The organism is Candidatus Burkholderia verschuerenii (assembly GCF_001189365.1).
Classification (GTDB): domain Bacteria; phylum Pseudomonadota; class Gammaproteobacteria; order Burkholderiales; family Burkholderiaceae; genus Caballeronia; species Caballeronia verschuerenii.
This window is the reverse complement of sequence record NZ_LFJJ01000025.1, coordinates 18,114-39,863: the sequence shown is the minus strand read 5'-3', so window position 1 is coordinate 39,863 and position 21,750 is coordinate 18,114. Positions and strand designations below refer to the sequence as shown.

The following is a 21,750-nucleotide window of genomic DNA, read 5'->3' as shown; positions in this document are numbered from 1 at the left end:
TTGGCATGCCTCGCCTCACATAACCTCAACTTCCCGAACCGCCCGGTGCGGACCCGCACGCCGGGTGGTGTGGCAGGGTGGTGTGGCAGGGGACCGGCCAGCTTGCTGGCCGTCCCTATGCCGATCGACAGTCGCAGCCGGTCGCGTCGAACCGCGCGGCAGAGAGGAAATCAGAACATCGCGCCGGCGATTCGCCCGACCTGCGCAATCCCCGAATCGAAGATGCGCTGAAAAAATGGCATCAGATTGGGGATCATCAGTTGCAGCAGCGTGAGTCCGATGAGCATCGTCACCGGAAAGCCGACCTGGAAAATGCCGATCTGCGGCGCGGTGCGATTCAGAATGCCGAGCGCCAGATTGGCGACCAGCAGCGCCGCGACGATCGGCAGCGACAGCAGCAGGCCGGTCGAGAACACGCTCGCGCCGTAGCCCGCCAGCGTCTTCCAGCCCTGCGCGTGCGATGCCGCCGCCATCACGTTGACATCGACGGGGACGCTCTGGAAGGTGGTCATCAGCGCGCTGATCAGTTGCAGATGTCCGTCGAAGACAAGAAACGCCAGCGTCGCCAGCGCGTTGAGATAACGCCCGACGATCACCTCTCTGCCGCCCGCGCGCGGATCGTAAAGCTGCGCGAAGCCGAGGCCCATTTGCTGGCCGATGTATTCACCGGCCGCATCGACGGCGGCGGAGGCGACCGGCATCGTCACGCCGATGGCCGCGCCGATCAGAAACTGATTGACGATGATCCAGATGCCCGCCGCCGAAAACACCGTGACCTGCGGCATAGCGGGCAGCGTCGGCGCGACGATCAGCGTGATGAACGCGCCCAGCGCCACTTTCACGCGCACCGGAATGGCGGCGTTATTGAGCACGGGAGCGGTGGAAATCAGCGCGAGAATGCGCACGAACGGCCACAAGAAGGCCGTGAGCCAGCCGTTCAGTTGTGCATAGGTGACCGAGAACATCGGCGCGTGCGGGCGCTCAGCCGATGATGCCAGGCGAGATCGTGAACATCTGCCGCATGTAGTCGAGCAGCGTGGACAGCATCCACGGTCCGACGATGATCAGCGTCACCGCCACGGCGAGCAACTTGGGGATGAAGGACAGCGTCGATTCGTTGATCTGCGTCGCGGCCTGGAACAGGCTCACCACGAGGCCGACCACGAGCGCGACCAGCAGCAGCGGCGCGGCGAGGATCAGGGCGACGTACATCGCCTGATGGGCCATCGACATGACGGATTCTGGCGTCATTTCACTCTATCTCTCAACGTAATCGACGTAATCGACGTAAATTCAGGAAACGAAACTCTGCGCGAGCGAGCCGATCAGCAACTGCCAGCCGTCGACGAGCACGAACAGCATCAGCTTGAACGGCAGCGCGATCGTCGTGGGCGAGACCAGCATCATGCCCATCGACATCAGCACGCTCGCCACCACCAGATCGATGATCAGGAACGGGATGAAGATCGTGAAACCGATCTGAAAGCCCGTCTTCAGCTCGCTCGTCACGAACGACGGCACCAGCAGCGACAACGGCACGTCTTCGGGACCGTTCATCGGCGGCGCCTTGGAAATGCGGGCGAACAGCGCGAGATCCGATTCGCGCGTCTGCTTGAGCATGAACTGCTTGAACGGCGCGACGCCGCGCGTCACCGCCTGATCCATCGCGATCTGGCCTTCGGAAAACGGCTTGTAGGCGTCGTTGTAGGCGCGGTCGAGCACCGGCGACATCACGAAAAAAGTCAGGAACAGCGCCAGCCCGACGATCACCTGATTCGGCGGCGTGCTGGCCGTGCCCAGCGCCTGCCGCAGCAGCGACAGCACGATGATGATGCGCGTGAAGCTCGTCATCATCATGACCATCGCCGGGAGGAACGACAGCATCGTCAGCAGCAGCATCGTCTGCACGCTGAGCGAGTAGGTCGCGCCGCCGTTCGGGCCGGGGCTGGTGTTGAAGGCGGGCAGACCCGCCGTGCTTTGCGCGAAGGCCGTGTACGGCAGGAGCGCCATCACGACCGGAACGGCGAGCTTCGCGCCGCGCGCGAGATGGGGGACAAAGCGGGTAGCGAAGCGCATTACTTGTCTCCGCTGCCGAATTTTTGGAAACGCTTGTTCGCTTCGCCGGCGAGGGCGTCGCGGAAGCGCTTGCTGAAACCGCCTTGCAACATTTGCGCGTCCGGCACGACGTTTTCCACGTCGACCGAACCCGCCGGCAGCGTATGCAGCAGCGTCACGCCGCCGGGCGCCGCGCCGACCACCAGCCAGGTATCGCCGATTTCGACGACCGCCACGCGCTCCTTGTTGCCGAGCGACGCACCGCCGACCACCTTCACCAGACCGCCGCGCTTGCTGCCCTGGAAGCCCAGCCGGCGGGCCAGCCACGCGCATCCGAAGACGAAGCCGATGACGATGGCCAGACCGAACAGCGTCTGCAGGACCGCGCCGAAGCCCAACGATGGCACCGCGCTGCCCGCGCCGACGCCCGAGGCGATCTGCGCGGCATGGTTCACCGCGTTCATGTCGGCGGCGAAAGAGAACAGCGGGGAGGCGAAGAGCGTTGCGGCGGCGGTCAGTCTTTTCATCGATTCAGTTTCCGGATTCGTTCCGACGGCGTGATGATGTCAGTCAGGCGAATACCGAATTTATCATTGACGACCACGACTTCGCCCTGAGCGATCAGGCAGCCGTTCACGAGCACGTCCATCGGCTCGCCGGCCATGCCGTCCAGTTCGACGACGGAACCCTGCGCGAGTTGCAACAAATTGCGAATCGCGATCTTGGTGCGGCCCAGTTCCACCGTCAGATTCACCGGAATGTCGAGAATCATGTCGATGTCGTTGCGCGTCGACGGCGCGGCGGCCTTCGACAGCGGCTGGAACACGCCCGCGGTGGCCGTCGGCGCGTCGTTGCCGTTCTGCTCGGCGAGCGCGCTCGCCCAGTCGTCCATCTCGAGCGCTTCTTCCTTTTCGGCGCCCGGCGCGTCTTCCTGCATCAAATCACTCATGTTTTCCTTCCATCGTCGAATCGCCCGCGCTGATCATCTTTTGCACGCGCAGCGCGTATTGCCCATTGAATATTCCGTAGCCGCATTCCATCACCGGCACGCCGTTGACCTTGGCCGTCACCTGCTCGGGAATTTCGAGCGGCAGCACGTCGCCGATTTGCAGGTTCAGCAGCTTGTCGAAGGTCGATCGCATTTCGCCGAGATCGACCGTCAGTTCCACTTCCGCCGATTGCACCTGCTGCGACAGCACGCGCACCCAGCGGCGATCCACTTCCAGCGCTTCGCCCTGGATCGGCGAGGCGAGCACGTCGCGGATCGGCTCGATCATCGAGTACGGTATGCAGATATGCAGCGTGCCGCCGATGGAGCCGAATTCGATCGTGAACTGCGTGACCATCACGATTTCGTTGGGCGTCGCGACGTTGGCGAACTGCGTGTGCATCTCCGAGCGCATGTATTCGAACGACAGCGGACGCACGCTTTTCCACGCGGTCGTGTAGTGCTCGAACACGAGGTTCAACAGACGGCTGATGATGCGCTGCTCGGTCTGCGTGAACTCGCGGCCTTCGACGCGCGTATGGAAACGCCCGTCGCCGCCGAACAGGTTGTCGACCACGAAGAACACCAGATTCGGGTCGAACACGAACAGCGAGGTGCCGCGCAACGGCTTGACGTGGACCAGGTTCAGGTTGGTCGGAATCGGCAGATTGCGGGTGAATTCGCTGTACTTCTGCACCTTCACCGGGCCGACGGAGATTTCCGCCGAGCGCCGCATGAAGTTGAAAATGCCGATGCGCAACAGACGCGCGAAACGGTCGTTGATGATTTCGAGGCCGGGCATCCGGCCGCGGACGATGCGTTCCTGCGTCGCAATGTTGTACGGGCGGACACCCGAAGCCGCGATCTCATCTACGACCTGATCGACTTCGCCGGTGACGCCTTTGAGGAGGACATCGACCTCCTCCTGCGACATGAACTCTTCGTGGCCCATGACTCTCTATGCTTCCGATCCGGGGTTACTGAACGACGAATTCGGTGAACAACACTTCCTGAACCTGCACAGGCTTTTCAGTCGTGCTGGCGGCGGCGTTGACCGTCGAGCGCAGTTCCTCGGCGAGCTTCTTCTTGCCGTCGACGGACGTGATGTCGTCGGGCTTCTTGCCGGAGAGGACTAGCAGGATATGGCTGCGGACTTCCGGCATGTGCTCGGTCAGCAATGCCTGGACCTTCTCGTCCTTGATCTTGAGCGTAAGACCGGTGCGCAGATAGTGCATGGAGCCGTCGTCGGACTGAAGGTTGACCGTCAGCGAGTCGAGCGGAAAGAAGACCGGGGGCGGCTCCGGCGCCGGCTTGGCCGGCGCGTGGGACGCGTTCTTGCCGAGCAGGAAATACGCACCGCCGGCGCCCGCGCCGAGCAATACGATCGCGCCGACGGCGATGATGATCATCTTCTTCATCTTGCCGCCCTTGGCGGGAGCAAGATCTTTCGGGTTTGCGGTGGTGGTAGCCATTGGGATGCGTGCCTCCTTTCGATAGGGTGAATTGTTGGCTATCCCGGTGTAAAGCGATGGGTCGAACAGAGGGAGTTTTTTGGGCCAACTCGAACGTTTGGGGGTGCTGGGCGCAATGGGCCTTTTCCTGGCGGTTTGTTCTTTTTGCGCTTGCGGTCTTTGGTTTAACGGGTGTTTTGAGGGGAAGTTGAGGGGTTTTTTGCTGTTGGCACCTCTCGAGAACTTGCGCGGTTGTTCGTGCGATGGTTCTTTTGTCGCGCTTTTTGATTCAGTAACCGCCTCCCCGGCGGTGGGGTCACTTTCTTTGCGGCGGCAAAGAAAGTAACCAAAGAAAGCCGCTTGTCCGATCCTAAGCACCTTCTTGGCCGGCCCCGGCACAGAACCAGAGACTTGGCACAGCAGTAGCGAGTGTTCTCGCCGTGTGTCCGGGCGCTGGTTCCCATGCGATTTGTGCTTTCTCGCCTAACTTGGTAACGGTCCCCTTCGGCTTACTCCGGCCCGCTTGCGCGGCCGGTTTAGGTACGTATAAGCAACCGGCAGGGAACTACCGAAACGACCTCGCACACGGCATCGCTTTAATCGTTATTCGGCCCTACCTTGGTCAGCGCACCGACGAAAATCGAGCGCCACGCGATGCAAGACGTGTCAAAACGGAGGCTTTCTATATCTACACGAAGCCCGACGATGCGCCGCGCGGTTCGATCGCGGCGCGTCTAGGCGCAGTCCGTTCGTATAGCGTCGCGCAGGTCGGCGCGACGATTCAGGCTACGCCGTTCGATACCTTCGAAGTCGCCGCGCTCGAGCGCGCCGTGCGTGGCGCGCACGACAACACGCCGGCCTTCCAGATCGGTTGGGACCACGCTTTGTCCAAGCGCACGTCTCGGTCTATGCGCGCGCCGGCTACATGAAGAACAACGGCACGGCCACGATGAGCTGGACCGGGCTGACGGTCGCAAAGCAGGGCACCTCGCAATCGATGGCTGCGCTCGGCATGCTGCATCGCTTTTAAATAGAAACAGGGAATTCCATGAAACGATCAAACTTAAAGCAACTCGCGCTGTGCGGCGCGATGGTCGCGGCGATCTTATCGGGCAGCGTGCAGGCGCAAACGGCCGTGCAAACATCGGCTGCGTCCGCACCTAGCGCAAAGGATGCGAAGGCCGCTAATCGCAAGCTTCAGAGGAACATCGTCAAAGTGCTGGCGCGCACGAAAGGTCTCGTGTCCAGCGCCATTGCCGTGCGCGCGAAGGATGGCGATGTGATTCTCGAAGGCGCGGTGCCGGAAGAGTCGCAAATGACGCTCGCGACAAAGGCCACTGAGGGTGTGCCGGGCGTGAAGTCGGTGAAAAATATGCTGACGCTGTCGCAGTTCTAAAACTGCATTACGGTGATGTTTATGCGGTGCGCGATGAGCGCACCGCATTTTTTTCACGCGAAGTCGATATCACCGTCCAGCAGTTTGCGCGCGATGGTACGGCGTTGAATCTCCGACGTGCCGTCCGGAATCCGCACAGTGCGCGCATACCGGTAACCTTTTTCGAGCCGCAATTCGTTGGTCAGGCCCATCGCGCCATGCACCTGAATCGCGCGGTCGAAGACGCGTCCGACCATCTCCGTCGCCGATGCCTTGACGATCGACACTTCCTTGGTCGCCAGCCTGCTTTCGTCGATGAGCCACGCGCAATGGCGCAACATCGCCTTGCTGGCGTAGATATCCATCGCGCAATCGGCGAGCATGAACTGCACGGCCTGATGATCGGCGATCGGACGGCCGAAGGTCTTGCGCACTTTGGCGTATTCGACGGCCTGCGCGAGCGCCCACTGCGCGAGACCGAGACAACCTGCAGCCATCGATAAACGCCCCGCATTGACGCCGTCCATTGCCACGGATAGCCCTTCGTCGACCGGGCCGAGCCGATGGCTATCGGGCACGCGTACATCAACGAGCAAGACGATGCCGGTTTCCGAACCGTGGTGGCCCATCACCGGAATGACGCTCGGAACGGAAAAGCCGGGTGTCGTCGTCGGCAAAAAGAATCCGGTTACGCCGCCGCGATGTGCACGGGCTTTTTCCTCGTCGGTGACGGCGAAGATCATCGCGTAGTCAGCGTAGGGCGCGTTGGTGATCCACTGCTTCGTCCCGTTGATGATCCAGTGGTCGCCGTCGCGGACGGCGCGCGCCCGCATGCCGAAGACGTCCGATCCCGCGTCGGGTTCGGACAGTGCGAAGCACATCGTCCTGTCGCCGGATGCAATGCCTTCGTGCACGGATGCGAGTACATCGGCATGCAAGTGTCGCAACACAGGCGACAGCCCATTGGTAAAAGGCGAGGGCAGCACGACCGTATGCACGAGATGACGCGCCGGCCCGCAATGCGCGTTCAGACGTTCCTGAATATAGACCGCTGCCTGCGCGCCGAGCCCGCCACCACCGATCGATTCATCGCTCAACGCGGTATAAAAACCGAGTTCGGCCGATCGCATGCGCACTTTCCGGCGCAGAGCGAGCACTTCCGGCCGATAGCGGCCATCATCCGTATAGGCGCGATGTTCGTGATCGAGCAGCGCGCGATGCTCATGTTCGAGCGGCGCGACTTCGCGGTCGATAAAGCGGATCAGGGCATCGCCGAAGTCGACCCATTCGTTGGGTACGTCGAAGTTCATTTCAATCGTCCTAAAGAAGTGTCAGCGCATCACGGATTTGATTTCGAGGTATTCGCAAAAACCCTCTTCGCCGTATTCGCGTCCGTTGCCGGAAGTTTTGTAGCCGCCGAGCGGCATCGAAAAATCTGTCTGGGCATCGTTGATGCGTACGATGCCCGCGCGCAACCGGTTCGCGACGCGACGCGCGCGCGCGTCATCGCCCGAATAGACGTAGGCGGCGAGTCCATAGGGCGAATCGTTCGCAATCGAGATGGCATCGTCTTCCGATTCGTAGGCGATGAGCGCGATGACCGGGCCGAAAATCTCTTCGCGAGCGATACGCATGTCGTTGCGCACATCGGCGAACACGGTCGGGCGCACATAGAAACCCCGATCGAGTCCCGGCGGTCGGCCCGCGCCACCCGCAGCCACGCGCGCGCCTTCTTCGATGCCCGTACGGATCATGTGTTGTACGCGTTCGAACTGCGCGCGGTTCGCGACGGGACCGAGCCGGGTGGTCGGTTGCGCGGGATCGCCGACGCTCAGACGTTCCACGACGGCTGCCGCCACGGCCGCCGCTTCGTCGGCACGCGCTCGCGGCACCAGCACGCGCGTGGGTGCGACACAGGTCTGCCCGGAGTTGGTCATGCATTGAATCACCGCGCTTTTGACGGCTGCGGCGAGATCAGCGTCATCGAGCACGATAAGGGCTGACTTGCCGCCGAGCTCCTGCGTGACGCGCTTGACGGTCGGCGCGGCCTGTCGGGCGACTTCGATGCCCGCGCGCGTTGAGCCGGTAATCGACACCATATCGACCTCGGGATGCGCGCTGAGCGCCGCGCCGACCACCGCGCCGTCGCCGAAAATCATGTTGAAGACGCCAGGCGGAGTACCGGCTTCGTGCATGATCTCGGCAAAAATCACGGCGTCGAGCGGGGCGGCTTCGGACGGCTTCAGGACGACGGTGCAGCCGGCCGCGATCGCGGGCGCGACTTTCGCGGCGATCTGATTGAGCGGCCAATTCCACGGTGTGATCAGTGCGGCAACGCCGATGGGTTCGCGCCGCACATAGTTGTTTCCGTGTTCTCGTTCGAAGCGGAAGTCGCGCAAAGTTTTGAGCGCGCCTTCGAGTTGCGCAAGCCCGATGGGAGCATGCAAGGCCTTGCACAAGGCGATCGGCGCGCCGATCTCGAGGTGCACCGCCTGCGCGATCTCGTCGATCCGTGCGCGATAATATTCGATGATGCGCGTTAGCAGGCGGATGCGTTCTTCGCGCGTGCTCTCGGACCAACCCGGGAATGCCGCGCGCGCGGCAGCCACGGCGCGACCAACGTCTTCTTTGCCGCGAAGCGTCACGGTGCCGAGCAGACTTTCATCGGCGGGATTGAAGAATTGATGCGACGACGCATCGTTACCGAGCGACGTTACCCATTGCCCATCGATGTAAAAGCGTTCAATTGTTTTCTGCATAATCGATTCCTTTGCGAAATCAGGCTGCGCTCGATTGAGTCGGAATCGCGGAAGCCGCGAGCGCTTGCTTCGAACGATCCGGGTTCAACCAGCGCAACGCGAGCAGGGCGGCGAGCACGACGAGAATCGAACAGGTTGCGAAGCCTAGTTCACACGCGGCCGTCATGGAGCTGCCTTTTTGTACGATGCCGCCCATCACCGCAGGAGAGATTGCCCCGCCGAGGCTGCCGATAGCCGTATAGAACGCGAGCGTCGCGCCACGCTGACGATCGGGCACAACTTCGGCCAGCAACGCTGGTGCAATGGCGAAGGCCACGGTCGGTAGTCCCGCGCCGACTGCCATGAGCAACACCTTCTGCATATGCGTGAGGTCGATCAGCAGAGGCAGCACATAAATCACGCCGCTTACGAGAAACGCGATGCTGATGAGCTTGACCCGCGCCGTGCGCGTGCCGACGCCGCGTTCGAGCAAGGTTTGCGACAGCCACGAAAGCCCGAGGTTGATCGGCGTCGCGGCGATGATGACCAGCGCGAACAACCGGCCCGCTTCGACGTTCGCATAGCCGAGCCCTTTTTCGAGGTAAGTCGGCAGCCAGGTGAACAACAGGCTCAGGGACCAATAAGCCGAAAAGCCGAGCATCAATACACACAGCACGGAAGGATCGGCGAAAGTCTTGCACAAGGTGCGACGCGGAGCGGGGGCGGCGGATTGCGTAAGAACGGCGGCGGGCTTGACGTCCAGATTGCCTTCGCGGCCGAAGCATAACCACAGCACGCTCCAGACCACGCCGACTGCGCCCAGCAGAAAGAAGTTTGTGCGCCAGCCATAGCGCGCCGTGACGAGCGGGATCAGCAGGCCGGCCATCAACAAGCCGAGACCCGCGCCTTGACTGACGATTGCGACGGGCAGGCTACGTTTCTTGTCGGGAAACCATTTGTAGAGCGCGTGCACGGTGGTCGGCATAAACGGCCCTTCCGCTGCGCCCAGCAACACGCGGCACATCAGCAAGGCGAACACGCTCGCCGTCAGCGCCTGGGGAATTTGCAGCACGGCCCAGGCGATGCCCATCGCGAGCAACGTCCAGCGGGTCGGCACCCGATTCGCGATCAGCCCGACGAGGATGGTCGACAGGGAAAATAGCCAGAAGAACGAGCCGGCGACCAGACCGAACTGCGCATGACTCAGACCGAGGTCCTTCGTCATCGGCACGGCGACGACGCCGATCACCACCTTGTCGAGAAAGTTGATGAGCGCGAGTCCCGTCAACAGAATGGTCATGGTCCACGCGGACCGGGGCTTGAAATCGGACGATGCTGTCATGGCGAGCCTCGCTAAACCGCCGCCGCGCCGCTCATTCTTCCGTCGATGAACGAACGCGGCGCGTGATTCGAACAAACTGCACGAAGAGAAGGGTGCTTACTGCGGCGCGCCGGCCACGGCGACGACTTGTCCCGTGATGTAATTCGATTCCGGCGTGCAGAAAAGATACACCGCGCCCGCCGCTTCGTCCGGCGTGCCGCCGCGTCCCAGCGGATTGCGTTGCGCGTGGGTCTTGAGCAGTTCGGGATTGATGCCGACGCGAATGTCGCGTCCTTCGATCTTCACGGTCGCGCCTTCCTTGGCATCAGCGTCGGTCATGCGTGTATGAATCAGCCCGAAGGCCACGGCGTTCACGTTGACCTTCATGCGTCCCCATTCGCGCGACAAGGCGCGCGTCATACCGATCACGCCCGCCTTGGCCGACGAATAGTTCATCTGCCCGGCGTTGCCGTTCAATGCCGACACTGACGACACATTGACGATCTTCCGAAACACTTCGCGTCCCTCGGCGCTTTCTGCCTGCCACTGCGCCTTGATGTGCGGATACGCGGCACGCAGGATGCGGAACGGCGCGGTCAGATGGCAATCGAGGATTGCGTACCATTGCTCGTCGCTCATGCGCTGGATCACGTCGTCCCACGTATAGCCCGCGTTGTTCACGATAATGTCGATGCCATTGAACGACTTCATCGCCGCGCCGACGTAGCGCTCCGCAAAATCGGGCGCGGTAACGCTGCCCACGCACGCTACCGCTTCCGCGCCGTTCTTCTTCAACAGTTCGACCGTTTCATGTGCCGGGTCCGCATCGAGATCGTTGACGACGATGCGCGCGCCTTCGCTCGCGAGCTTCAGCGCGATCGCCTGGCCGATGCCGCGTCCCGAACCGGTGACGAGCGCGACCTTTCCATCGAGTTTTGCCATTTCAGTTTTCCTTTGTTTTCTCAGGTTCCGACGGCGATCACGGCGTCGCCGAGCACTTTCGCTTCGCCATACTGATTGGCCGTCTGCAGTTCCAGTCGAATGCGCGGCTCGCCTTCGTGTTCGAACTTTTCAACGACTTTGCCAGTACAGGTAATCTGGTGGCCGAGATGCGTGATGCCGGTGAAGCGCACGCCGAACTCGCGCAATTGGCGCTGATCAACCCATTGCGTGAGCAGTCGGCCGAGGTAGGCCATCGACAACATGCCGTGTGCGAAGACATCGGGCATGCGGGCGCGGCGCGCGTAGTCGATATCGATATGAATCGGGTTGTGATCGTTCGATGCTCCCGCGAACAGCGCCAGCGTGGTGCGATTGATCGGCGGCAGCGTAAGCGGCGGCAGCGTGTCGCCGACCTTGATCGTGTTGAAGTTCATGTCTATCTCCGATTAGTCGTTGCGATGCACCAGCACGCTGCGCAGATCGGCGATGTATTCGCCGCGCGGATTGGTCACGCGCGTTTCGCGGACGACGAAACTCAACGCGCCACCCTTCTTGTCGTAGATATCGGCGATACGGCTTTCGAACAACAGCTTCTCGCCCGCATAAGCCGGACGGTGATAGCTGAAGCGCTGTTCGCCATGCAGGATGCGCGACGGCTCGATGCCGATGTCCTTGCGCCACCCCGCCGACGGATGGCTGAGTTCGAGCGAAAACAGGAAGGTAGGCGGCAGCGGTACGCTCGGATGACCGGCATCGCGCGCGGCGGATTCGTCGATATATTCGGGGCGCGTCTCGCCGGTCGCCTTGACGAACAATGCGAGTTGTCCGGCTTCGGCGGTCGCGTAAAACGAAGGCAGCGCCTTGCCGATGAATGACTTGTCGAGCATGACGTTGCTCCTCAGGCCGCGCGCTTGTATGCCGTGACGACGCACGCGCCGCCGAGGCCGAGGTTGTGCTGTAGCGCGACCTTTGCGTCCGCGACTTGCCGGTTGCCGGCAGTGCCGCGCAATTGGTGCACGAGCTCGAAACATTGTGCAAGGCCCGTCGCGCCCAGCGGATGCCCCTTCGACAAGAGTCCGCCCGAAGGATTGACCACCCAGCGCCCGCCGTAGGTGTTGTCGCCGCGCTCGACGAGTTTTTCCCCTTCACCCTTGTCACACAAGCCGAGCCCTTCGTAGGTGATGAGTTCGTTCTGCGCGAAGCAATCGTGAAGTTCGATCACGTCGATGTCTTCGGGGCCGATGCCTGCTTGCTCGTACACGATGCGCGACGCGGATTGCGTCATACCGAAGCCGACCAGATCGATCATGTCGGGTTTATCGAACAGCGCGGCGCCGTCTGTGGTCAGCGCCTGACCGGCGATCATCACGTCGGTGCGCAAGCCGTGCTTCTTCGCAAACGCCTCGGATACGACGAGCGCCGCCGCCGCGCCGCACGTGGGCGGGCAGGCCATCAGACGCGTGAGCACGCCTTCCCAGACCATCGGCGATGCCAACACTTCCTCGGGCGTCACGACCTTGCGGAAGATCGCGAGCGGATTGCGGGCGGCATGTTGACTCGCCTTGGCGCGAATCTTCGCGAAAGTTTCGAGCTTGGTGCCGTACTTCTTCATATGTGTCTGACCGGCGCCGGCGAACATGCGGATTGCGCCGGGCTGATCACAGTCGGGCACGAGCTGGTCCGCGACCTCGATGAAACGCGCCATTGAGCGCGGCCGGTCGTCCCAGTTGCTTTTCAGCGCACCCGGTTGCATTTCCTCGAAGCCGAATGCGAGGGCGCATTCGACCATGCCGCTTTTCACCGCCTGATGCGCAAGAAACAGCGCGGACGAACCGGTCGCACAGTTGTTGTTGACGTTGACAACCGGAATGCCCGTCATGCCGACGCGATAGAGTGCGCTCTGCCCGCAGGTCGAATCGCCGTAGACGTAGCCGGCGAAGGCCTGCTGAACGAGCGAGTAATCGATGCCCGAGTCGGCGAGCGCGTCGCGAATGGCGTGTGCGCCCATTTCGTCGTAGTGCAGACTCGCGCCGGGCTTGGCGAATGGAATCATGCCGACGCCGGCGACCATAACGTTGCGTGTCATGCGTATCTCCTTAAATATTCGATTTCGTCGGGGCGTGTTCAAAGTGCGCGCGAAATCAGCTCGCGCATGACTTCGCTGGTGCCGCCGTAAATGCGGTTGACGCGCGCATCGACGAAGGCGCGCGCCTCCGGGTACTCGAGCATGTAGCCGTAGCCGCCATGCAGTTGCACCATTTCGTCGAGCGCGCGGCCGAGCGCTTCGGTAGCGAACAGCTTGGCGACGGCCGATTCCTCCAGCGTGAGCCGGCGACGCATGTGCTCACCCAGGTAGTGATCGATCATCAGCCGCACCGCGATGGCTTGCGTCTGGATGTCGGCTAGCTTGAATCGGGTGTTCTGAAAATCCCATACGGTTTGTCCGAAAGCCTTGCGCTCTTTCACGTAATCGATCGTTTGCTGCAAGGCGGTTTCGAGCCGTGCGGCGGCGGCAAGCGCAATGGAAAAGCGCTCCTGCGGCAATTCCGCCATGAGGTATTTGAATCCATGCCTTCTTCGCCGAGCAGGTTGAAGGCGGGCACGCGCACGTTGTCAAAGAACAGTTCGGCGGTGTCCTGCGCATGCAGGCCGACCTTGTCGAGCTTGCGGCCGCGACGGAAGCCTTCGCGATTCGCTTCCACTACGATCAGGCTGATGCCTTTCGCGCCTGCCGCCGGATCGGTCTTGCAGACGACCACGAACAGATCGCCAGCAATGCCGTTGCTGATGAAGGTCTTGCTGCCGTTGATCACGTACTCGTCGCCGTCGCGCACGGCGGTGGTTCGCACGGCCTTGAGATCGCTGCCCGTTCCCGGCTCGGTCATCGCGATGCCGAGAATGTGCTCGCCCGAGCACGCGCCCGGCAGCCATTTGTCTTTCTGCGCCGCGTTGCCGACGCGCGCGATATACGGCGCGATGATGTCCGAATGCATATTGAAGGTAACGCCGGAAAGCCCGCAGCGCGCGACTTCTTCCGCCATCACGGCGCTGTGGCCATAGTCGCGACCCCCGCCGCCGTATTCTTCCGGCAGCGTGATACAGAGCAGACCCTCGCGCCCCGCCTTGCGCCAGGTTTCGCGATCCACCATGCCGGCTTCGTTCCACTGCGCCTGACGCGGCACGCACTCGCGCTCGAAAAAGCGGCGCACGGTGGTGCGGAACATCTCGTGGTCGTCGCGAAAGACGCTTCGCTGGATCTGCATGCATATCGAATTCCTCTTGTGGGCGCGAGAGCGAGACGATCGGCAAGTGGGCGGATCAGTGCAGGCGTTTGCGCCGGGGCGGGTAGTCGTCGTATGGAGATAATCGGCGCGACGGGCCGACCTTTGCCCACCACAGATGGGGGGGCGTAGCCTCGCTCGTGTATCGATTTCGGAGTTTTCCATCGCCCCCACATCTGTGGTGGGTCTCGACGTGCAGTCGCCCTCTACGCTCGTCGACAACACATTGCGGCTGCGCGTAAATCATGCGCGGCGCGCGCGGACGAGCGAACTGGAAGGGGAACAACGATGGACCTGCGTTTCACGGCGGCGGACGAAGCGTTCCGGCAGGAAGTGCGGGCATTCGTGCGCGATCAGTTGCCGCGCGACATCCACGAGAAGGTCGAGCAGCAGCGGTGGCTCGGCAAGGACGATTTCGTGCGTTGGCATCGCATACTTCATGCGCGAGGCTGGGGCGCGCCGACCTGGCCGAAGGAATACGGCGGCACCGGCTGAACGCCGCTTCAGCGCGTGATCTTCGAGATCGAAACCATCGGTGCGGGTGCGCCGCGGCTCATTCCGTTTGGCCTCTCGATGATCGGCCCCGTGCTGATGAAATACGCCAGCCCGGAGATGCAGAAGCGCTTTCTGCCGCGCATTCCGACGATGGAAGATTTCTGGTGTCAGGGTTACTCCGAACCCGGAGCCGGATCCGATCTGTCGTCGCTGAAAATGCGCGCGGTGAGGCAAGGCGACCGCTTCATTGTCAACGGTCAGAAGACCTGGACGACTTACGCCCAATATGCGGACTGGATTTTCTGTCTCGTGCGAGGCGATGGCGAGCACGACAGCAAGCAGCAAAACGGCATCTCCTTGCTGCTGATCGACATGAAGAGTCCAGGTGTCACGGTGCGTCCCATCAAGACGCTCGACGGCGGCCACGATATCAACGAAACGTGGTTCGAGAACGTGGAAGTGCCGGTCGAGAATCTCGTCGGCGAGGAAGGTCGAGCGTGGACCTATGCGAAGTATTTGCTGGGCCATGAGCGGACGGGCATCGCGGGAATCGGGCAATGCCATCGCGAGATTGCGCGGCTGAAGCGTTATGCGCGCGCTGTGCCGGATGGGCGCGGCGGCTCGATGTTCGACGATTCGCGCATGCGCGAAAAGATCGCGCGCGTCGAGATGGACTTGATGGCGCTCGAAATGCTGCTATTGCGCGTCGCGACGCAGAGCAAGGGGCATCCGGGACCGGAGGCGTCGGTCGTGAAGATACGCGGTTCGGAAATTCAGCAGGACATCGCCATGTTGCAGATGGAGGTGGCCTGGCCGCACGCGTGGCCGTATCAGGCCGAATGGCTGGAGCCGGACGTCGCGCCGCCGCTGGAGGGACCGTCGTGGGCCGCGCCCGCGTGCGCGGGATATTTCGACATGCGCAAGCTCTCCATCTACGGCGGAGCCAATGAAGTGCAGAAGAACATCATCTCGCGAATGATGTTGCAGGCGTAACGGGGCGAGGCCGATCATGGACTTTGAATACAGCGATGAACAGCGGATGCTCGCCGACAGCCTGCGCCGCTATATCGACGATCACTACACGCACGAGCAGCGTCGCAAAAGTATGGACTGCGATGCGGGTTTCGATTCCACGGTCTGGGGCACGCTGGCAGAGATGGGCGTGATGGGGCTCGGCGTGCCGGTCGCGTTCGGTGGCTTTAGTCAGAGCACGGCAAGTCAGCTCGTGGTTCATCTCGAATTGGGTCGTGGCCTGCTGGTCGAGCCGGTTATTCCGTGTGCCGTGATGCCGTCCGCGTTGCTGGAGGCTTATGCGAGCGAGGCGCAGAAAGATGCATGGTTGCCCGGTCTCGCGATGGGAGAGAAACGCGTCGCCATTGCGTATCTCGAAACCGATTCTCGCTATCGCACGGACCGGGTGCGATGCACGGCGACGCCCACGCAGAACGGCTACACGATCGATGGCGCCAAATGCCTGATCTGGCACGGGCAAGCTGCCGATGCCTGGATCGTCTCGGCGCGCGTCGGTGAATCGATTGCGTTGTTCATGGTGCCTCGCGCGACCGATGGCATCGTGTCGACCGAATACGCGACGATGGACGGACAACGCGGCATCGATCTGCACTTCAAACAAGTGAAGCTGCCGGCGAGCGCGCTGATCGGCGGCCTGAACAACGAGCTCGATGCGCTCGATCATGCGCTGGATCACGGCATCGCGGCGCAATGCGCTCAGGCAGCGGGCGCGATGGAGCGCGTCATCGATATCACGCGCGACTATCTATGTACGCGCAGGCAGTTCGGTCAGCCGCTCGCGGATTTTCAGGCCTTGCAGCATCGGCTCGCCGACATGCTGGTGCAAAAGGAAAGCGCGTTGTCGATGGCCTATGTCGCGGCGCAGGCGGTCGACGAGCCTGACACGCTGTTGCGTCGCCGTATGATTTCCGCCGCGAAAGTCACCGTGGCGAAAGCGGCGCGCTTGGTCGGTCAGCAGGCGGTGCAATTGCACGGCGGCATGGGCATCACCGATGAATTGAGTGTCGGCGATTACTTCAAGCACCTGACGATGACCGACGTTCTGCTAGGCGATGCGGACTACCATGTAGAACGTTACTGTGCCGCGATGGCGGATTGAACACGCAAAAAATATAAAGGGAGACGACCTTGCATCTCACGAACAGCCTGCATCGTTGCCTGCAGCAGACACCTCATAAGATCGCGACGATCTTCCGTGGTCGGCAACGTCGTTACGACGAATTCTGCGATCGCGTCGCGCGGCTTGCCGGCGCGCTCAAGGCGGCCGGCATGAAAGAAAACGATCGAGTCGGCGTTCTGGCGCTCAACTCGGATCGTTATCTCGAAATCGTCATGGCGGTATGGTGGGGCGGCGGCGTGCTCAATCCGGTCAATATTCGCTGGAGCGTGCCGGAGATCGTGTATTCGCTCGACGATTGCGACACCAGCATGCTGTTCATCGACGATCACTTTCTTCATATGGCGGCGGGCATCGCGAAGACGGCGCAGCGAACGCCGGTGTTTATCCACGCGAGCGAAGGCGAAACGCCGGACGGCATGCTTGCCTATGAGCAGCTGATCGCCGATACCGCGCCTGTCGACGACGTTTGGCGCGGCTACGAAGATCTGGCGATCATCATGTACACCGGCGGAACCACCGGCTTTCGGAAGGGCGTGATGCAGAGCCATCGAAACATCTGGTCCGGCTGCATCCAGCGCATGGCGGAAACGCCGCCGATCAAGGACGGCCGGAGCTTGCATGCCGCGCCGCTATTCCATGCGGCGGCGTTGTCCCGGGCGATGAACCAGTTCATCGCGGGCGAAACGCATGTGATCATGCCCGCGTTCAACGCGGTGGAAGTGCTCACGACCATCGCGCGCGAGCGCGTCGATGAAGTCGGACTCGTGCCGACCATGATTCAGGCGCTCGTCGATCACCCCGAGTTCGCCAAGCACGATCTGTCGAGCGTGAAACGGCTGGCTTACGGCGCGTCGCCGATTATCGCGTCTGTGCTCGAATGCATCATGAGTCTGCTGCCGGGCGTGGAGTTCTATCAGTCTTACGGTCTGACGGAGACGATGGTCGTCACCGCGAATCCGCCGGAAAATCACGGGCCGTCCGGGCGCGAAAGCGGGCTGTCCTTATCGGTGGGGCGCTCGTTGTGCGCGACCATGCTGCGGATCGGCGATGAATCCGGTCGTGACGCGCCGCGCGGAACCGTCGGCGAAATCGTCTTGCGGGGCCCAAGCGTGACGCGCGGCTACTGGAACAAGCCGGCGGAAACCGAACAGGCCTTGCGCAACGGCTGGCTGCATACCGGCGACGGCGCGTATATGGACGATGCAGGACATGTGTTTATCGTCGATCGCATCAAGGACATGATCGTGAGCGGCGGCGAGAACGTCTATTCGGCGGAAGTGGAAAACGTCATCGCGCGGCATCCGGCTGTCTCGACGTGCGCCGTTATCGGTGTGCCGAGCGCGGAGTGGGGCGAGACGGTGCATGCGGTGGTCGTGCGCAAGCCGAACGCCGTCGTCAGCGAGGAGGAGATTCGCGAGCACTGCCGCGCGTTTATCGCGCGTTACAAGTGTCCGAAGAGCGTGGAGTTTCGCGATCAGATGCCGCTGTCGGGTGCGGGCAAGATTCTGAAGCGCGAGTTGCGTGCGCCGTACTGGGAAGGGAAGGTAAAGAGCGTGACCTAGCGGTAATGGCGCGCCTTGCCGGAACGAGGCGCGCGTCGATCAATCCGGCTTAGCTGCGGCCGTACTTATCTTCGAATCAGACGATATCGTCCTCACCGAGGTACGTGCCCGACTGCACTTCGATGATTTCGAGCGGCATCTTGCCCGGATTCTCCAGACGATGCTGCACGCCGATCGGAATGTAGGTCGATTCGTTTTCCGCGAGGATGAACGTCTCCGTGCCGCGCGTGACCAGCGCCGTGCCCTTCACCACGATCCAGTGCTCGGCGCGGTGATGGTGCATCTGCAGGGACAGACGCGCGCTCGGCTTCACGACGATGCGTTTGACCTGGAAGCGTTCGCCGTGGTCGATCGAATCGTAGTAGCCCCACGGACGATGCATCTTGCGGTAGTCCGCCGCCTCCGTGCCGCGCTCCGACTTGATGCGGCCCACTACCGCCTATCGCCTTCACGTCCTGCGCGTGCGCCTTGTCGGCGACGAGAATCGCGTCCGGCGTTTCCACCACGACGATATTCTGCGTGCCCACGCAGGCGATCAGGCGGCCTTCCGAATGCGCGTAGGTCGAGGTCGCGCCTTCGAAAATCACGCGGCCGCGTGCCACGTTGGACGAATCGTCCTTCGGCATGATGTTCCAGATCGCGTCCCACGAGCCGACGTCAGACCAGCCAGCGTCGAGCGGCACGACGGCGCCTTCGAAGCGCGACTCACCGCGATCGCTCGCGAGCTGCTCCATCAGCGCGTAGTCGATGGAATCGGACGGCAAAGCGGAAAACGCCTCGGAATCGACGCGGAAGAACTGGCCGTCGTCCACGCCTTTTTCCACCGCCTCGAGGCAGGCGGCGTGAATCTCCGGCTGATAGTGCGCAATGGCTTCGACCCAGGTCGATGCACGTACGATGAAAATGCCCGCGTTCCAGCCATACTCGCCGGAACTCACATACTGCTGCGCGAGTTCGAAGTGCGGCTTCTCGACGAAGCGCTCGAGGCTCCACGCGCCGCTGTCCGGCAGACGCGCGCCGATCTTGATATAGCCGTAGCCCGTTTCCGCGTGCGACGGCACGATGCTCATCGTCACGATCGCGCCTTGCTCGGCGCACTGCGCGCCTTCGGCGATCGCGCGGTGGAACGCGTCCTTGTCGGTGACGACGTGATCGGCAGGCATCACCACCAGCACCGATCTTCGCCGTCGGCGAGTGCGCGCATCGCGGCGACGGTCAGCGCGGGCGCGGTATTGCGCGGCGCGGGTTCGAGCACGAGTTGCGCGCGGCGGCCTTGGTTCTGCAACTGCTCGGCCGTCGTGAAGCGATGCTCTTCGTTACAGACGATGATCGCATCCGCGAGACGCAGTTTGTTCGACGACAAGCCGTCGAGACGGTGCGCCGTCGCTTGCAGAAGCGACTGATCGCCGATCAGCCCGATGAGCTGTTTCGGAAAGTGTTCGCGTGACATCGGCCACAGGCGTGTGCCCGAGCCTCCCGCGAGAATGACCGGCTGAACGGCCAGCCGTGTGCCGGCAGCGCCGACCGGTGTCGATACCTTGGAAACCGCAATGTCTGAGGCAGCCATGAAAGAAAACTCCTGTCGCTTGGTCGGTAGCCAAGTTTTAGCACGGAGTAAAAATGGCGTTTAAAGTAAAAAAAAACCGGCGGCTTATTTATTATCATCAGACGATTATCCGTCGCTTTCACGCGATTAATATTTAGAAAAGATATTGCCTCGTAAGGGCTGAAAGGTCGCCTGGACGAAACCGCGTCGAATTATTTTTCTTGCGCTGCCGCATCCCGAAAACCCTTGTCCGGCAAGGCTTTATCAAGGAAAAAAATAGAAAAAAATAAGGCGAAGCGCTTAGACATATTTTCGCGGTTGCAGCCGCTTAATAATTCCAGTCTCATAAACGCAACAACAGCAAGCAACGGCGATTCAAATCCCCCGTTACACCTTTCTTCTCCGCGCCTCTGGACGCGGTTGTTATTAATATGAGGTAAGTGCTGTTTTCCAGAGTCATCGACATTGTCATGGCGGCGCTGGGCGCGTCGCTCGCGGCATCGCTCTACAAAGGGACCTTTGTCTGGGTCATCGAAGTCCAGGGCACGATGCTGGCGTTTTCGTGCGTGTTGATGGTGATGACCTTTCCCGCACTCGGCGTTTATCAGTCGTGGCGCGGCAAGTCGCTCCACGAACTGCTGCTGCGCGTGGCGCTTGCATGGCTGCTGGTCGAAAGCGCGGGCGTGCTGCTGACCTTCAGCATCCATCGCGCGGATACGCTGTCGCGCCTGTGGCTCGGCTACTGGGCGATGTTCACCATCGTTCTGCTGGTCGTGAGCAAGACGCTCGTCTATTCGGGCCTCAAGCTGCTGCGGCGCGAAGGTTTCAATCAGCGCACGGTCGCCATCGTCGGGTCCGCGCCTTACGCGCATTTTCTGATCGACCAGATGCGCAGCCGTCCCGAAGCGGGCTTCAGCCCGGTGATGGTGTTCGACCTGCCGACCGAGAACACCGCGCCGCTGGATGGCGACGCGCTCGCGAACGTGCTGATCGAACGCGAGTTCGCCGCGCTCGCGCAGGAAGTGCGCAACGGCAATATCCGCGAATTGTGGCTGGCGCTGCCGATTTCGCAGGAGCCGACGATTCATCGCTTCGTCAACGAATTCAAGGACGATTTCGTCAACGTGCGTTTTATTCCCGACGTGCGCAGTCTGTCGCTGTTCGGCCAGACGGTCGTCGATCTGCTGGGCGTGCCGGCGATCAACATCGCCGCGTCGCCGATCACGGACGTCAAGATGCTGCCGAAGCTGATCTTCGATCGCGTGTTCGCGGCCGTCGTGCTGATGGGCATGGCGCCGCTGCTCGCGGCGATCGCGGTGGCGGTGAAGATGTCGTCGCCGGGACCGGTGTTCTTCAAGCTGTGCCGCAAGGGTATCGACGGACGCCAGTTCGAAATCTACAAATTCCGTTCGATGAAGGTGCACACGGAAGCGGTCGGCCAGCTCACGCAGGCGAGCCGCAACGACAAGCGCGTGACGCGTGTCGGCGCGTTCCTGCGCCGCACGAGTCTCGACGAGCTGCCGCAGTTCATCAACGTGCTGCGCGGCGAGATGTCGGTGGTGGGACCGCGTCCGCACGCGCTCCAGCACGACGACATCTCGATCTCTCCTACGCCGCCGCGACGATGCTCGGCCTGCAACGCGCCGGCAGCGCGCCCGTCAAGCTGGAGCGCGTGTCGTCGAGGGAGGCGCGCGAGGACATGGCGAGTCTCACGCACGACGCGGTGGCCGCGCTGCCGCGTGCGCCGCACAAAGCGCAAAAGGTCGCGAAGCATCAACCGCATCGCAAGCATCGCAAGGCATAAAGTGTCGAATCGACTCGGACGGATACAATGCGGCGGCGCA

General features: G+C 61.9%; 18 protein-coding genes and 4 pseudogenes. 5 read left to right on the top strand and 17 right to left on the bottom strand.

Annotated features, from left to right (window positions below; translation table 11 throughout):
* Positions 1–170 precede the first annotated feature (170 nt).
* The 8 genes from fliR to BVER_RS31290 form a co-directional block, all read right to left on the bottom strand.
* Complete coding sequence (fliR, locus tag BVER_RS07685) at positions 171–965, bottom strand: flagellar biosynthetic protein FliR (RefSeq protein WP_050452790.1); 795 nt, start codon at positions 963–965, stop codon at positions 171–173.
* 16 nt (positions 966–981) lie between these two features.
* Positions 982–1,251, bottom strand: coding sequence for a flagellar biosynthesis protein FliQ (fliQ, locus tag BVER_RS07680; protein WP_050452789.1), 270 nt, complete (start codon positions 1,249–1,251; stop codon positions 982–984).
* Between the two features lie 42 nt (positions 1,252–1,293).
* Positions 1,294–2,010, bottom strand: a complete 717-nt coding sequence (fliP, locus tag BVER_RS07675; protein WP_370444206.1) for a flagellar type III secretion system pore protein FliP — start codon at positions 2,008–2,010, stop codon at positions 1,294–1,296.
* A 65-nt stretch (positions 2,011–2,075) separates the two neighbouring features.
* On the bottom strand, positions 2,076–2,582 hold the full coding sequence (fliO, locus tag BVER_RS07670) for a flagellar biosynthetic protein FliO (protein WP_050452787.1): 507 nt from the start codon (positions 2,580–2,582) through the stop codon (positions 2,076–2,078).
* Positions 2,579–3,004, bottom strand: coding sequence for a flagellar motor switch protein FliN (fliN, locus tag BVER_RS07665; protein WP_050452786.1), 426 nt, complete (start codon positions 3,002–3,004; stop codon positions 2,579–2,581). The genes fliO and fliN overlap by 4 nt, the downstream gene beginning before the upstream one ends.
* A complete protein-coding gene (gene fliM, locus BVER_RS07660; RefSeq protein WP_050452785.1) occupies positions 2,997–3,995 on the bottom strand; it encodes a flagellar motor switch protein FliM in 999 nt (332 codons plus the stop codon). Before fliM ends, fliN begins: the two co-directional genes overlap by 8 nt.
* Before the next feature lie 25 nt (positions 3,996–4,020).
* Entirely contained in the window at positions 4,021–4,515 is a 495-nt protein-coding gene (gene fliL / locus BVER_RS07655; RefSeq protein ID WP_050452783.1) for a flagellar basal body-associated protein FliL, read from the bottom strand.
* A gap of 713 nt (positions 4,516–5,228) precedes the next feature.
* Positions 5,229–5,375, bottom strand: a complete 147-nt coding sequence (locus tag BVER_RS31290) for a hypothetical protein (protein ID WP_157055959.1) — start codon at positions 5,373–5,375, stop codon at positions 5,229–5,231.
* A 167-nt stretch (positions 5,376–5,542) separates the two neighbouring features.
* On the opposite strand from BVER_RS31290, the gene BVER_RS07645 reads away from it, so the two are divergent.
* On the top strand, positions 5,543–5,890 hold the full coding sequence (locus tag BVER_RS07645) for a BON domain-containing protein (RefSeq protein ID WP_050452781.1): 348 nt from the start codon (positions 5,543–5,545) through the stop codon (positions 5,888–5,890).
* A gap of 53 nt (positions 5,891–5,943) precedes the next feature.
* Here BVER_RS07645 and BVER_RS07640 read toward each other — a convergent pair whose 3' ends face one another.
* From BVER_RS07640 to BVER_RS07605, 8 genes and pseudogenes are all read right to left on the bottom strand, one after another.
* The gene (locus tag BVER_RS07640) at positions 5,944–7,179 is read right to left on the bottom strand and encodes an acyl-CoA dehydrogenase family protein (RefSeq protein ID WP_050452780.1); all 1,236 of its coding nucleotides are present in this window, start codon (positions 7,177–7,179) and stop codon (positions 5,944–5,946) included.
* A 21-nt stretch (positions 7,180–7,200) separates the two neighbouring features.
* A complete protein-coding gene (locus BVER_RS07635; RefSeq protein WP_050452779.1) occupies positions 7,201–8,628 on the bottom strand; it encodes an aldehyde dehydrogenase family protein in 1,428 nt (475 codons plus the stop codon).
* A gap of 19 nt (positions 8,629–8,647) precedes the next feature.
* Entirely contained in the window at positions 8,648–9,949 is a 1,302-nt protein-coding gene (locus BVER_RS07630; RefSeq protein WP_050452778.1) for an MFS transporter, read from the bottom strand.
* Positions 9,950–10,045: 96 nt separating this feature from the next.
* Positions 10,046–10,870 carry an SDR family NAD(P)-dependent oxidoreductase gene (locus tag BVER_RS07625; protein WP_050452777.1) on the bottom strand — a complete coding sequence of 275 codons (825 nt, stop codon included), beginning with the start codon at positions 10,868–10,870 and terminating at the stop codon, positions 10,046–10,048.
* Between the two features lie 20 nt (positions 10,871–10,890).
* The gene (locus tag BVER_RS07620) at positions 10,891–11,304 is read right to left on the bottom strand and encodes a MaoC family dehydratase (RefSeq protein ID WP_050452776.1); all 414 of its coding nucleotides are present in this window, start codon (positions 11,302–11,304) and stop codon (positions 10,891–10,893) included.
* 12 nt (positions 11,305–11,316) lie between these two features.
* Entirely contained in the window at positions 11,317–11,757 is a 441-nt protein-coding gene (locus BVER_RS07615; protein WP_050452775.1) for a MaoC family dehydratase N-terminal domain-containing protein, read from the bottom strand.
* A gap of 11 nt (positions 11,758–11,768) precedes the next feature.
* Positions 11,769–12,956 carry a lipid-transfer protein gene (locus BVER_RS07610; RefSeq protein WP_050452774.1) on the bottom strand — a complete coding sequence of 396 codons (1,188 nt, stop codon included), beginning with the start codon at positions 12,954–12,956 and terminating at the stop codon, positions 11,769–11,771.
* A 38-nt stretch (positions 12,957–12,994) separates the two neighbouring features.
* Positions 12,995–14,133: pseudogene (locus BVER_RS07605) on the bottom strand (acyl-CoA dehydrogenase family protein).
* Positions 14,134–14,439: 306 nt separating this feature from the next.
* Between BVER_RS07605 and BVER_RS07600 the strand changes: the two are divergent.
* From BVER_RS07600 to BVER_RS07590, 3 genes and pseudogenes are all read left to right on the top strand, one after another.
* Positions 14,440–15,639: pseudogene (locus BVER_RS07600) on the top strand (acyl-CoA dehydrogenase family protein).
* 16 nt (positions 15,640–15,655) lie between these two features.
* Positions 15,656–16,777: an acyl-CoA dehydrogenase family protein gene (locus BVER_RS07595; RefSeq protein WP_050452773.1), complete on the top strand. Its 1,122-nt coding sequence runs from the start codon at positions 15,656–15,658 to the stop codon at positions 16,775–16,777.
* A 29-nt stretch (positions 16,778–16,806) separates the two neighbouring features.
* Positions 16,807–18,360, top strand: coding sequence for an acyl-CoA synthetase (locus BVER_RS07590; protein WP_050452772.1), 1,554 nt, complete (start codon positions 16,807–16,809; stop codon positions 18,358–18,360).
* A 76-nt stretch (positions 18,361–18,436) separates the two neighbouring features.
* Here the strand turns inward: BVER_RS07590 and BVER_RS07585 are convergent.
* Positions 18,437–19,927, bottom strand: a pseudogene (locus BVER_RS07585) (mannose-1-phosphate guanylyltransferase/mannose-6-phosphate isomerase).
* Between the two features lie 419 nt (positions 19,928–20,346).
* Between BVER_RS07585 and BVER_RS35505 the strand changes: the two are divergent.
* Positions 20,347–21,504: pseudogene (locus BVER_RS35505) on the top strand (exopolysaccharide biosynthesis polyprenyl glycosylphosphotransferase); the annotation flags it as partial.
* Positions 21,505–21,750 lie beyond the last annotated feature (246 nt).

Coding starts and splice junctions, on each gene's coding strand:
- fliR (WP_050452790.1), bottom strand. CDS start 965: ATGTTCTCGGTCACCTATGCACAACTGAACGGCTGGCTCACGGCCTTC.
- fliQ (WP_050452789.1), bottom strand. CDS start 1,251: ATGACGCCAGAATCCGTCATGTCGATGGCCCATCAGGCGATGTACGTC.
- fliP (WP_370444206.1), bottom strand. CDS start 2,010: ATGGCGCTCCTGCCGTACACGGCCTTCGCGCAAAGCACGGCGGGTCTG.
- fliO (WP_050452787.1), bottom strand. CDS start 2,582: ATGAAAAGACTGACCGCCGCCGCAACGCTCTTCGCCTCCCCGCTGTTC.
- fliN (WP_050452786.1), bottom strand. CDS start 3,004: ATGAGTGATTTGATGCAGGAAGACGCGCCGGGCGCCGAAAAGGAAGAA.
- fliM (WP_050452785.1), bottom strand. CDS start 3,995: ATGGGCCACGAAGAGTTCATGTCGCAGGAGGAGGTCGATGTCCTCCTC.
- fliL (WP_050452783.1), bottom strand. CDS start 4,515: ATGGCTACCACCACCGCAAACCCGAAAGATCTTGCTCCCGCCAAGGGC.
- BVER_RS07645 (WP_050452781.1), top strand. CDS start 5,543: ATGAAACGATCAAACTTAAAGCAACTCGCGCTGTGCGGCGCGATGGTC.
- BVER_RS07640 (WP_050452780.1), bottom strand. CDS start 7,179: ATGAACTTCGACGTACCCAACGAATGGGTCGACTTCGGCGATGCCCTG.
- BVER_RS07635 (WP_050452779.1), bottom strand. CDS start 8,628: ATGCAGAAAACAATTGAACGCTTTTACATCGATGGGCAATGGGTAACG.
- BVER_RS07630 (WP_050452778.1), bottom strand. CDS start 9,949: ATGACAGCATCGTCCGATTTCAAGCCCCGGTCCGCGTGGACCATGACC.
- BVER_RS07625 (WP_050452777.1), bottom strand. CDS start 10,870: ATGGCAAAACTCGATGGAAAGGTCGCGCTCGTCACCGGTTCGGGACGC.
- BVER_RS07620 (WP_050452776.1), bottom strand. CDS start 11,304: ATGAACTTCAACACGATCAAGGTCGGCGACACGCTGCCGCCGCTTACG.
- BVER_RS07615 (WP_050452775.1), bottom strand. CDS start 11,757: ATGCTCGACAAGTCATTCATCGGCAAGGCGCTGCCTTCGTTTTACGCG.
- BVER_RS07610 (WP_050452774.1), bottom strand. CDS start 12,956: ATGACACGCAACGTTATGGTCGCCGGCGTCGGCATGATTCCATTCGCC.
- BVER_RS07595 (WP_050452773.1), top strand. CDS start 15,656: ATGGACTTTGAATACAGCGATGAACAGCGGATGCTCGCCGACAGCCTG.